We start from the raw sequence: 12,959 nt of genomic DNA on the forward strand, positions 1-12,959 counted from the left end.
AATCGCTTACTAGACCTAGTTATCGATGATATTGCATCGCCACACAGTTACCAGTAACATTGCCCATCAGAAAATTGAAGTGATTTTGTCAATATCTCACCGCAATTTCAGACGTTATTGCCAATACTCACCAACAACTTGATGCCTATTAATTAGAACAAGGAACCCCCATGACCAGCACTTTAAAAACTTCCCAATGTCATATTGCCATGATCGGTCTTGGTGTGATGGGTAAAAGTCTAACCCTAAATTTATTAGATAACGGCTTTAATGTAGCAGGCTTTGACTTAAACAGCGCCAATGTGGATAACACTGCGCATGAAGCATCCAACCTAAATAAAGGACAATTCATTGCGTGTTCATCATTAGAATATGCATTGAATCAATTACCCTTACCACGTGTTATTGCGCTTTCCGTCCCTGCTGGCGATATTGTTGATACCGTCATTCAAAACTTATTAAATGCGGGTCTAGATCCTGATGATATTGTCATTGATACTGGCAACAGTTTATGGACAGATACGATTGCACGCGATAAAAAATATCAAGGCCAGCTCAACTTCTTCAGCACGGCTGTTTCTGGTGGAGAACAAGGTGCTCGCTTTGGACCTGCTCTAATGGCTAGCGGCGATTCTAAAGCATGGCAATATGTGAAGCCGATGTGGAATGCTATTGCTGCAAAAGTGGATCAGCATGGGCTGCCTGTTGAACCATTGCAAGACGGCGAAGCTTGCGCCACTTACACTGGGCCAAGTGGCTCTGGTCATTATGTCAAAATGGTGCATAACGGTATTGAATACGCTGATATGCAAATCATTTGCGAAGTGTATCAATACTTGCATCAAGTCGTCGGATTAGAAGCGACAAAAATCGGTGACATTTTTAGTCAGTGGAATCAAGGCGTTCTTAATAGCTACTTAATGGAAATCAGTGCCGATATTTTGCAGCAAAAAGATTTTCACAGCGACAAGCCATTAGTTGAAATGATCTTAGATAAAGCGGGTCAAAAAGGCACTGGCGTTTGGACGGCAATCAACAGCTTAGAAGTCGGTTGCCCTGCCCCCAGTATTGCCCAATCCGTTTATGCTCGCTCTCTTAGCAGCTTAAAAGAGCGCCGCCTGCAAGGTAAGGAAAAACTTGCTGTAGTAACTGAACCTCATCAACAAGACTCACTAAATACGACAATAAATGAACTTCATGATGCTTTATATTGCGCTAAATTATGCATTTATGCGCAAGGTTTCGATTTAATGAAAACCACCTCAGAGCAGCAAGGATGGCAACTTGATTTTGCCCAAATAGCCAAAGGATGGCGCGCTGGTTGTATTATTCGCGCAATATTCTTACAAAGCATCACACAAGCATTTGAAGCAACTCCACAATTGGATAACCTCCTTTTTGACCAAAAATTTGGGGATGAAATCAAAGCTCGTCAACTCAATTGGCGTCGATGTGTTGCCCACGCCAGCTTATACGGCGTTGCAATCCCAGGTATTGGTTCAGCCTTGAGTTATTTTGATTCCATGCGTTGCGCCACACTGCCGGCTAATTTATTACAAGCCCAACGCGATTATTTTGGATCTCATACTTATTCTCGAATTGATCAGCCTGAAGCACAAAAATATCATGTAGAGTGGAGCCAAAATCCACGAGTCGAAATCAAGAAATAACCATCAGAAGAAGATCATTTCTTAGTGATTTTCTTCTACTTTTTGTGCTCTTTTCACCTATGACAATGTGATATTGTTGGCAGCTAAGACTTTATTTTCTGTGTCCCTTACGACCTATGAATTTTAGGAATGGTTCACTTTCCACCATTTTACTAATTGACCAGTTTTATTAGTGTTATATTGATGACAATTGATTATCTACAGGAAAGAAAATGGACATTTCGCTTCAAGTTATGGCGCTACTAGTTGGTGTCGCAGGGATAGCAGGCTTTATTGACGCTATTGCCGGTGGTGGTGGGTTATTAACGTTACCCGCATTACTCGCTGCTGGTATTCCACCAACTCAAGCCTTAGCCACAAATAAATTACAAAGCTCTTTCGGCAGTTTTTCTGCAAGTTTATATTTTATTCGCAGTGGCGCTGTAAAACTTAAATCGATGTGGCTTGCAATTGCATGTACTTTTGTCGGTTCCGCTTGTGGGGCACTTTCCGTTCAATACATTGATGCCAGTGTATTAATGAGTTTGATCCCTATCGTATTAATTGCCATCTCTACATATTTCTTGCTGTATTCTTCCACTCCAAACTCTGATGTAACACCAAGAATATCTGAAGCTACTTTTGCCTTTGTTGTGGGTGGAAGCGTAGGATTTTATGATGGATTTTTAGGCCCGGGAACGGGTTCCATTTTCAGTGTTTGCTTTGTTGCACTGGCGCGTTATTCAATTGTTTCTGCCACCGCGCACACTAAAGTACTCAACTTCACTTCCAACATTGCCGCTTTGTCGTTTTTCATTATTGCGGGTTTACCTATTTGGGAGTTGGGCTTAACCATGGCGGTTGGTGGATTTATTGGCGCACGTCTAGGCGCTAAAATGGTCTTGGGTAACGGTCAAAAATGGATCCGACCGTTAGTCATTATTATGTCAATGACAATGGCCATTAAGATTCTGTGGGAACAACATCCGCAATGGCTTTCATCAATTTTTTAATCCTTTCGCTTCGGTAAGTATTCGCTCGGACACATAAGTGAACCGGGCGATATAAAGGCTTCAATTCATCAAAACTAAAACAATACTTAGACTCTATTTTTAACGCATTAATAATGGAAAGTGGCACAAGCGCTGCCGCCACCCCACCTAAAGCTAACTGAGCACTGGCCGTATAGGAATCCATTTGCATCAAAGGCTCGATCCCCAATTGAGATAAAATATCCAACTGATAACGGTTGGCTGGATTTCCTAAATCATTAGTTAATATCTGTTTTGGTAGCTGAGTCAATGATTGCTGACTCACGATTACAAAAGGTTCTTCCCACAACTGAGTCACCTTTAATCCATGAGCTGAAGTGATGTAACCAGCGCAAAACCCTAATGTGGCTTTGCCCGATTGAACTCGCTCAACAATTCTTGGCGTATGGTGCGTGGTAATGGTAACAGCGGAGTCCTGCTGTAAATAATCCCCCATCATTTGGTTCAAATAACCTGCCACTAACGTTTCAGAGCAATCTAATCGAATAAGCGTATCGTCTTGCAAAGCGTGCTGATCATAAAGTCGGCCTTGTAGCTCTTGAAAAGTTGGAGCCACGCTATCAATTAATTCTTTCGCATCTGCCGTTAAACGAATGTAGCGCCCATCCGGCACAATCAACTTTTTCCCCAGTTTTTTTTCCAATAACGAAATTCGCTTACTCACTGCTGATTGACTGATATAAAGCTGACTACCCGCTCGACTCATGGTTTTTTCTTGGCTCAGCATTAACAGAGTTTCAATACCCTCAAGTAACATAATAAAGCTAATATCGGTTGGAAATCGGTAGCTCAATAATAACTTAAAATCAGGCGTCAATCGCTCTAAAATTAGTCACGTTAGCTATTTTCATACAAGCGACAATCACTTCAACCATTATTGCTGATCGCAACGTTTTTTAAGTGTGAATAATAAGATGTTTTGGACCGTATATGACTTGCTCAAACGCACCTTGAATGGTAGTATCCGCGCTCGTTTCAGACCTTATTTTATTGATATGGATTTGAAACAACGCTTAATCACAAGGTCGCTATGTGATTAAACATCTTTTAATTTACTAATTTTGAGAGTAAATACTATGAAATTTGAAGCAGTAGTACGTACTGAACTAGGTAAGGGTGCGAGCCGCCGCCTACGTCTAACTGGCCAATTCCCTGCAATCATCTACGGTGGTGAAGCAGAGCCAGTATCTATCGCATTGGTTCACTCTGACGTGATCAACCAAATGGATAAGCCTGAGTTTTACGAAGCAATCACTCTAGTAGTTGATGGCAAAGAAGTAAAAGTTAAGCCACAAGATGTTCAACGTCACGCGTTTAAGCCAAAAGTTGAGCACATGGACTTCATCCGCATCTAAGACTTACCTGTCTTTGATTCGATTGAATCCACCTTTTGCATAAAAGGAAAAATGAGACTCGAATTTACCACTCGATACTCAGCTAGAAATAGCAAAAAACATAGAAAGCCCGATAGCTACCAACTATCGGGCTTTCACCGTTCTAACACTCTTCGATTTCTCAACCGCATCACCTTCTAGTCAGTAGCATCATCAACTAACTTATTACGCCTATACCAATTAAGTATAAATCTAGCTCAGTAATGAGTTGTTTTTGGTTGCTAAAACAAACTTGAGAGTTAGAACAAACTCCCTTGAGGCGGTAATTGCTCTTCTTGTATTTGTTCAATTGGAATTTGTTGCCTCTGTGCTAACCGCTTTCGATAATAACGTTGTTTACATAATTTAATAATATAGCGTTGCTCTGCAGGGGTGAAGCTCAACCAATTGAAACGCTCTTCTCGTTTACGCATACAACCTTGGCAGAGGCCTTTATCATCGACAGTACAAACGCCAACGCAAGGACTTGGTACGGTAAAGAATTCAAGTTGTTCCATACGTCCTCCTATCCAGCGGCTTCATGATTGATTCAAACGATGCCAAACATTAAAGGTAACGGCTTATAATTCGAACGATCTCCGTCATCACTTTGTTATAAAATAAGCGTTCAGTAAATGAATGTAAAATAACAGAGTTAAATTTGTCATCTTTCTCCTCATTTCATTATACTAACTCAATTGCATATTTGCTTTTTTCTACCTATTACATCGGAGATGATAATGAAAAAAATAATTCCTTTAGTTGGATTATCAATGTTACTCGCGGCTTGTTCTTCTCATGATAAGACTAATTTTGTGACTGCCAGTGATTTACAGCATCATCATTGGGAGCTTTCTGAAATAGATGGAAAACCTGTGACCAAAGATAAATTAGGTAAAATAGCTGATATTGAAATTGGTGAAAATCTAAATACTCATGGTTTCGCTGGTTGTAATGGTTATCGTGGAATGGCAGAAATCAATGCCGAAACAGGCGAATTTCGCGTCAGTAAAATGGCAATGACGATGAAGATGTGTATGGATGATGCTATGATGACAGAGCGAGCGGTTGCCAGCACTTTATCGGCTTGGAGCAAGATTGATTTAGATAAGCAAACCCTCAAACTTTCCAATGATGAGCACACACTTACCTTTACATTAAAAGATTGGGTTCAATAAGCACTTTATCTTTTAAGCTGGGAATCCAATACAAAAACACCGATGAAAGTCACATAAAGACTGCATCGGTGTTTTATTTTAGGTATCAATTCTAGGTTTTAACAGATTCTGGTTAACTTGCCTTTTTCGTCTTCTCATCTATTTTATAAAGTGCCCGTAAGGTTTTAGCCGCTTCTACCATATTCCTCAAAGACGCCTCCGTTTCTGCCCAATCACGCGTTTTCAAACCACAGTCTGGGTTCACCCATAAACGTTCAACTGGAATTTTCGTTGCCGCGGTTTCAAGCAAACTCACAATCCATTCTTGAGTGGGAATATTGGGTGAGTGAATATCGTAGACTCCTGGCCCAATTTCATTTGGGTAATTAAACTCTTCAAAGGCTTTCAGTAATTCCATATTAGAACGCGAGGTTTCAATAGTGATCACATCAGCATCTAATGCAGCCACCGAATCAATAATTTCATTAAACTCACTATAACACATATGTGTATGTATTTGAGTTTCAGGTTTTGCACTTGCCGCCGAAATCTTAAATGCATCGACAGCCCACTCTAGATACTCTTTATGATTACGTTTTTTCAATGGCAAACCTTCACGAATAGCTGGCTCATCAATTTGAATAATATTAATTCCGGCTTGTTGTAAATCATCAACTTCATCTCGTAAGGCGAAGGCTAATTGCTCCGCTATTTGCTTACGGGTGATATCCTCACGAGGGAAAGTCCAACAAAGAATCGTGACTGGTCCAGTTAACATCCCTTTCATTTTCTTAGAAGTCAAAGATTGCGCATACACCGACCAATCCACCGTCATTGGTTGTTCACGCTCAATATCCGTCACAACAATCGCTGGCTTGACGCAACGAGAACCATAGCTTTGCACCCAACCAAACCGAGTCACTTGGAAACCAGCTAAGTTTTCAGCAAAATATTCCACCATGTCGTTACGTTCTGCCTCGCCATGCACTAATACATCTAAATCTAATGCTTCTTGGCGTTTAACGGCATCTTGAATATGACCCTTTAACGCTTGTTCGTAATCAACAGCATTTAGATGACCACTACGAAATGCACTGCGTTGTTGGCGAATTTCAGCGGTTTGCGGAAATGATCCAATCGTCGTCGTTGGCAGTAATGGTAAACCTAGTACTTTCGCTTGATAATGGGCGCGCTCTGCGTATGGCGCGCTACGTTCGGTCAATGCTTTGGTTAACCCATTTAGGCGCTGTTGAACTTGTGGCTTATTTACATGAGTCGCGGTTAAACGCTCCTTAATCGGGCGGCTGTAAGTGCCACATGCAGCTATCGCATGACTATTTCCATCCAATGCTGCACCAAGTAAACTCACTTCATTAAGTTTTTGTTTTGCAAAGGCGAACCAGCTTTTTACCTCTTCAGTTAAATCTGTTTCTAGATCTACATCGATTGGGCTATGTAACAACGAACATGAGCTTGCCACCCATAATTGATTTCCACGTTGTTCTTTTAACGGTTGTAATTTTTCTAGCCAAGATTGTAGATCCGCACGCCAAACATTACGGCCATTAATCACGCCGACAGACAATACCCAATGGTGTGGAATGGTCGAATTTACGGCATCAAGTTGCTCTGGTGAGGCGGATAAATCAATATGCAAACCATCAACATTTAACTCAATAATTTTCGTTAAGTTATCTTCTACAGAATCAAAGTACGTGGTGAGTAATAACTTCACGTCACCGCCAAGGATCTGATAGGCCAGTTTAAAAGCATTAGACCATTTATCTTCTAATTCTAAGCTTAAAATTGGTTCATCGATTTGTACCCACTCAACACCCAACGATTTTAATTTACTCAATATAGCCTGATAAGCCGATAACAATCGTGGCAATAAACTCAAACGATCAAAGCCATTTTCAACTTCCTCGCTGTTCACCTCTTTACCAAGGTACAAATAACTTAGTGGTCCAAGCAACACCGGTTTGACATTATGCCCAGCTTGGATGGCTTGGTTTACTTCATCAAATAATTGCGGCCAACTGACTGTAAAACTGTCGCCTTCGCTAAATTCAGGCACGATATAGTGATAGTTAGTATTAAACCATTTAGTCATATCCGATGCAGCAGCGCCATTGTTGGCATCACCATGATTTGAACAACAACCACAGCTTTCACCATCTGATGTTGACTGACCACGTGCGACTTTGAATAAAGTATCAAGATCGGGTGTACCACCATTAGAATGCCTTGCCGGAACATGTCCAACTAACAAACTGGTGGTCAATACATGGTCATACCACGCAAAATCGCCCGCAGTAACATAACTTAATCCGCTAACCGCTTGGTCATTCCAATGACGCTGACGTAGTTCACTACCCACTTGCTTGAGTTGAGCTTGATCGATCTCGCCTTTCCAATATTGTTCTTGAGCAAATTTCAGCTCTCTTTTATCTCCAACTCGTGGATAACCAAGAATATGAGTGATGGTTTTGTTAGTAGAATACGTTGCTGTAGTCATGCTGAATTCCTTTCTAAAAGAGTAATAATTCACTTTCTAACAGCCTAATAAAGCTGTCTAGATGGCTAAATAATCACTCTTTGATCACGCATGAGCAAACTCTATTCATTCACATTGATTATGAATATATCTCATAAATATAATATTTACCTTACATGGTTGGACATCTAGACGTTTACAATATGCATTTTAGCGCGTAGTTTAATGGATATACCGAAAGGAATTAACTGATGTGATGAGGATTATTCATGATTGAGATAAAGCATTTAAAGACACTCACCACTTTACGTGACACAGGTTCGCTAACTGCGACCGCAACCACACTGCATCTCACTCAATCTGCATTGTCTCATCAAATAAAAGATCTCGAATCTCGTATTGGTGGACAATTATTTTTACGGAAAACTCGTCCTGTAAAATTCACATCAGAAGGAGCGATTTTATTAAAACTCGCTGAAGACGTATTACCAAAGCTCGCTCGAGCGGAAAATGATATTGCCAGTTTAAAAGAGGACATAAATGGTCGGTTACACATGGCAATTGAATGCCACTCTTGCTTTCAATGGTTAATGCCCGCCCTAAAAGAATATCAAGTGACATGGCCAAGCGTTACCTTGGATTTTTCATCCGGTTTTGGTTTTGAACCTCTTCCCGCTTTAGTCTCCGGTGAATTGGATTTAGTGATTACTTCTGATATTCAGCCTAGATCTGAGGTGCATTATGAGCCTTTGTTTGATTTTGAAATGCGCTTGATCACTGCAACCAATCATCCACTCGCCGTAAAAGAGTTTATTACACCTGAAGATTTAGCCCAATTCACTATGCTGTCTTACCCTGTACAAAAACAGCGTTTAGATGTCGTGAAACACTTTTTACAACCAGCAGGGATTGAACCAGCTAAATGGAAACAAGCCGATAATACCTTGATGTTGGTGCAAATGGTGTCTGCGGGTTTAGGTGTGGCGGCTTTACCTAATTGGGCAATTAGTGAATTTTCTCGTCAAGGGTTAATTACCAGTAAACCGCTCATTTCTCATGCGCCCAATAACACAGGATTATGGCGTAGGCTTTTTGCAGCGGTTAGAAATTCAGAAAAAGATAAACGTTATTTAGAGGCATTCTTCAGCACCGCTAAACAGCAGTGCCAAAGTCATTTAGATGGGATAAAAATGGCTTAATCGAACTCACGTAAGCTCGCATACTAAACTAAAGTATTGACGGAACTCATCGAGAATAAGCTTTAAATTGATTGGTAAGTGGATCATATTGATAACCTAATATATCCAACTTACCGGTCAGATCTCCAATATCCATTTCATACATACTGATCAGTTCATTGAAGCTATCACATTCTAAGCGTAATTTTTCGTTCACGATTCCAAGCAAAATCACACTATCAATGTTTTTGACATTACTTAAATCCATTGTAACTCTCCTGCTTATCAAACTATATAAATAGCCTAATAAGCATAGACCGAGAGAGAGAAACTTTCTGTGATCATTTGCTATAAGTTAAAACTGAAAAAGCAAAGCGCTAAATCCGAGTAATGAAGTTAAACAAACAGCAAAGCCACAGAAAGGCTGCGTTTTTTGAATGGTTTGTTGGGTAAATAAATGCCAACTAGAAAAGACAACACTAGCAATTAACGACATAAAGCAAACCATAAGAGGTACGATAATTTGATCTACATAGCTCATGCTGTATTGAAAAGCTTGCAGCAAAACCACAACGGTAATGAGAATTGCACCAATAATCACAGCAATCGGTAATAGACGGTGAAAAGCTTGTAATCGAGTACGGGCGAGTAATAATAAAAAATGACTCAAACTTGCGCCTAATATCACCACAGTGCTTAACATGAATAGCATGTTGCCCCAGTCGCCCGCCAACATCAGTTGTACATTAAAGAGACTTGCTACTGCGATGGCAAAATACAATAACCAAATAGGGCCAGAATCACGAGTTTTACTTACTTTAACTTGAGAGAAAAAGACTAAAATTAACACACCGACTAGAGCCAACGGCCAATATAGAAAACCCAACCCCAACCAACCAAGAGCAATAATCGGCAACTGTTTATGAATACGCCCACGTTGTCCCGGACAAATATCACCTTTCACTAAAACCAATAACAGCACCAACTGCGTGCCAAGTAGCATCGGAGGAATAATACTAAATATATGGATGAACATATTTGCTTTCCTTGAGGACCTAAATTAGGCGCAGACTTTATCAAATATGAGCTAGTACCAAAAGCAAACTTATTAAATTACTTCTTATCATATCGAATCTCGGTTCAACTGGAGAATAGCCATTTTCACATCATCAATATTCGTGAGGTTTATAATATGACCCACTACTGATCCCATCACTACATCAGGCCCAATGAGGAACCTAATTCTTTCATTTACTCTTTTACAGATAAATAAAAATATAATTATTCTATTTTTTCAACTACCTTACATCTTATCCTAAACATAAACGTGATAAAAAATCGACCTCAATCTTACCTTAGCCCCTTTATTTACTATGGTTAATCTTACTTCATGCTATAAGAATAGTTTGGTTTCCCCCTAGTAGCCTAGAGCATAACTAGCTATAATCCGCACCTCATTATGTAGAGGTCATTTTATGTACAGCGACATCCCACTTTCATCTAAGCCAACGCCAATCAACCAATATCCAAAATATTGGGCGGAGTGCTTTGGCCCAGCCCCACTCTTACCGACCAGTCGAAAAGAAATGGAGGCCCTTGGTTGGGATAGCTGCGACATCATTATTGTGACTGGCGATGCTTATGTTGATCACCCAAGTTTTGGCATGGCGGTGATTGGACGCTTACTTGAAGCACAAGGCTTTCGCGTTGGGATCATTGCGCAGCCTAAGTGGGATAATAAAGACGATTTTATGCAACTCGGTAAACCAAATCTCTTTTTTGGCATCACCGCTGGCAACATGGACTCCATGATAAATCGCTATACTGCTGATAAAAAGCTACGCCACGATGACGCTTACACACCAAATAATGAAGGTGGTAAACGCCCTGATCGTGCAGTCTTAGTTTATTCTCAACGCTGCCGTGAAGCTTACAAAGAAACCCCAATTATTCTAGGTGGTATTGAAGCCAGTCTACGTCGTATCGCGCATTATGATTATTGGTCAGATAAAGTTCGCCGTTCAGTATTATTTGATGCAAAAGCTGACATTTTATTATTTGGTAATGCGGAACGTGCATTAGTTGAAGTGGCGCATCGCCTTGCCAACAATGAATTAGTTTCAGATATGACCAATATTCGTGGTACGGCAATTAATATTGCAGCCGCACCTGAACACTACAACGTGATCGACTCATCTCGCATTGAGAAACCAAGCAAAGCAGTCTTTGTTGCTATCAACCCTTATGAAGTCGAAAGCAATTGCGATACCCAATCTAAAGATCAGCAAGCAGAAGATGAAGCAAAAAATGCTGTTCAAATCGTGGAAATGCAACCCGCTCCGATCAAATTAGATCGCAAACCTCGTCATGATTCAAAAACGACAGCGGTACGCTTACCACCTTTCGAAAAACTCAATAACGATCGCATCTTGTATGCTCATGCTACGCGTGTCATGCATTTGGAAACCAATCCTTATTCTGGTCGCGCTCTCATTCAAAAACATGGTGATCGTGAATTGTGGGTCAACCAATCTCCGATCCCACTTTCCACAGAAGAAATGGATTTCGTGTTTGGCCTTCCTTATGCACGTGTTCCCCATCCGATGTATGGCAAAGCGAAAATTCCAGCCTATGACATGATCAAAACATCGGTCAATATTATGCGTGGCTGTTTTGGCGGTTGTTCTTTCTGTTCAATTACAGAGCATGAAGGTCGAATCATTCAAAACCGTTCACAAGAATCTATTTTAAATGAGCTCGAAGAAATTCGCGATAAAGTCCCAGGATTCACTGGCACCATTTCCGACCTTGGTGGCCCAACAGCGAACATGTATCGTTTAGGCTGCTCAGATCCAAAAGCAGAAGCCAACTGTCGTCGCCCTTCTTGTGTTTTCCCTGGCATTTGTAACAAGCTAGATACCGACCATCAACACACTATCGATTTATACCGCGCTGCTCGTAAAGTACCGGGAATAAAGAAAGTCATGATTGCCTCTGGTGTACGTTATGACCTCGCGATTCAATCGCCTGAATATGTCAAAGAATTAGTGACGCACCATGTTGGTGGCTATTTGAAGATTGCACCTGAACATACTGAAAAAGGTCCATTAGATAAAATGATGAAGCCTGGTATGGGCGCTTACGATACCTTCAAAAACATGTTTGAAAAATACAGCAAGGAAGCGGGTAAAAAACAATATTTGATCCCATACTTCATTTCAGCGCATCCGGGCGCAGAAGATGAAGACATGCTGAACTTAGCGCTATGGCTGAAAAGTAATAATTTCGAATGTGATCAAGTACAAAACTTCTATCCATCACCGATGTGTAATGCAACATCTATGTATTACTCAGAAACCAACCCATTAAAACGCGTAAAATATAAGCAGCGTGAAACTGTTGTGGTTGCCAAAGGTGAACGTCAACGTCGCTTACATAAAGCCTTACTTCGTTATCATGATCCAGCTAACTGGCCGATTATTCGTGAAGCTTTGATCAATATGGGTAAAAAACATTTAATTGGTGATAAGCCAAGTTGCTTAATCCCAACAGAAGATGCAATTGATGTTTTAACGCCAGCGCAACGCCGCCAAACGGGTCGTCATGGGGCAAAACGTTTTGCCACTAAACATACCAATTTCACCAGTAAAAACGGTGGCGGTCAGCCTGACATTCGTAAAGAGCATGAGCGTAAAGAAAAAGAGCCTAAAGCTGGCGGAAAGAAAAATACGGTTAGTCAGACTAAAAATTCAACAACAACGAAAAGTAATTCTAAGAAAACACCCTCGGGCCAAAGTAAGACTAGCTTAGGGAAAGCTGCCTCAGCAGGTAAAGCGCACGCGGGTAACAAACCAATGAATAACAAGGTACCGAATAGAGCTAGGCAGCCATTTTAAGTTAATGTTATCTATCACGTAATATCAAGCCAGTAATCGATAATTTACAGGTTTGATATTTCTAGATTATGTTTTCTAGGGCATGTTTCGATTAAAAATAAAGCTCAGTTCAAACTAATGAACTGAGCTTTTTTAATTTCATTCAATCAGCGCTAAA

General features: G+C 40.6%; 10 protein-coding genes and 1 pseudogene. 6 read left to right on the plus strand and 5 right to left on the minus strand.

The window, feature by feature from the left end:
* Positions 1-170 precede the first annotated feature (170 nt).
* Both gndA and HC725_RS11350 read left to right on the plus strand, forming a co-directional pair.
* A complete protein-coding gene (gene gndA, locus HC725_RS11345) occupies positions 171-1,670 on the plus strand; it encodes an NADP-dependent phosphogluconate dehydrogenase (protein WP_190331935.1) in 1,500 nt (499 codons plus the stop codon).
* A 212-nt stretch (positions 1,671-1,882) separates the two neighbouring features.
* Entirely contained in the window at positions 1,883-2,662 is a 780-nt protein-coding gene (locus tag HC725_RS11350; RefSeq protein WP_190331936.1) for a TSUP family transporter, read from the plus strand.
* Here HC725_RS11350 and HC725_RS11355 read toward each other — a convergent pair.
* A complete protein-coding gene (locus HC725_RS11355; RefSeq protein ID WP_190331970.1) occupies positions 2,613-3,458 on the minus strand; it encodes a LysR family transcriptional regulator in 846 nt (281 codons plus the stop codon). The genes HC725_RS11350 and HC725_RS11355 overlap by 50 nt on opposite strands.
* A 319-nt stretch (positions 3,459-3,777) precedes the next feature.
* Here HC725_RS11355 and rplY point away from each other — a divergent pair, with 319 nt between their 5' ends.
* Entirely contained in the window at positions 3,778-4,056 is a 279-nt protein-coding gene (rplY, locus tag HC725_RS11360) for a 50S ribosomal protein L25 (RefSeq protein ID WP_086959752.1), read from the plus strand.
* A 278-nt stretch (positions 4,057-4,334) separates the two neighbouring features.
* On the opposite strand, the gene HC725_RS11365 is transcribed toward rplY, so the two are convergent.
* Positions 4,335-4,592: a DUF1289 domain-containing protein gene (locus HC725_RS11365; RefSeq protein WP_190331937.1), complete on the minus strand. Its 258-nt coding sequence runs from the start codon at positions 4,590-4,592 to the stop codon at positions 4,335-4,337.
* 222 nt (positions 4,593-4,814) lie between these two features.
* On the opposite strand from HC725_RS11365, the gene HC725_RS11370 reads away from it, so the two are divergent.
* Complete coding sequence (locus tag HC725_RS11370) at positions 4,815-5,252, plus strand: META domain-containing protein (RefSeq protein WP_190331938.1); 438 nt, start codon at positions 4,815-4,817, stop codon at positions 5,250-5,252.
* Positions 5,253-5,364: 112 nt separating this feature from the next.
* On the opposite strand, the gene metE is transcribed toward HC725_RS11370, so the two are convergent.
* Positions 5,365-7,749 carry a 5-methyltetrahydropteroyltriglutamate--homocysteine S-methyltransferase gene (gene metE / locus HC725_RS11375; protein ID WP_190331939.1) on the minus strand — a complete coding sequence of 795 codons (2,385 nt, stop codon included), beginning with the start codon at positions 7,747-7,749 and terminating at the stop codon, positions 5,365-5,367.
* A 248-nt stretch (positions 7,750-7,997) separates the two neighbouring features.
* Between metE and HC725_RS11380 the strand changes: the two genes are divergently transcribed.
* Positions 7,998-8,927, plus strand: coding sequence for a LysR substrate-binding domain-containing protein (locus tag HC725_RS11380; RefSeq protein ID WP_190331940.1), 930 nt, complete (start codon positions 7,998-8,000; stop codon positions 8,925-8,927).
* Between the two features lie 46 nt (positions 8,928-8,973).
* Here the strand turns inward: HC725_RS11380 and HC725_RS11385 are convergent, their stop codons facing one another.
* Both HC725_RS11385 and HC725_RS11390 read right to left on the minus strand, forming a co-directional pair.
* A complete protein-coding gene (locus HC725_RS11385; protein ID WP_190331941.1) occupies positions 8,974-9,174 on the minus strand; it encodes a DUF4250 domain-containing protein in 201 nt (66 codons plus the stop codon).
* Positions 9,175-9,261: 87 nt separating this feature from the next.
* A complete protein-coding gene (locus HC725_RS11390) occupies positions 9,262-9,942 on the minus strand; it encodes a hypothetical protein (protein WP_190331942.1) in 681 nt (226 codons plus the stop codon).
* A 439-nt stretch (positions 9,943-10,381) separates the two neighbouring features.
* Here HC725_RS11390 and HC725_RS11395 point away from each other — a divergent pair.
* A pseudogene (locus HC725_RS11395) lies at positions 10,382-12,593 on the plus strand (YgiQ family radical SAM protein); the annotation flags it as partial.
* Between the last annotated feature and the right edge of the window lie 366 nt (positions 12,594-12,959).

This window comes from Vibrio sp. S17_S38 (genome assembly GCF_014694375.1).
Taxonomy (GTDB): Bacteria; Pseudomonadota; Gammaproteobacteria; order Enterobacterales; family Vibrionaceae; genus Vibrio.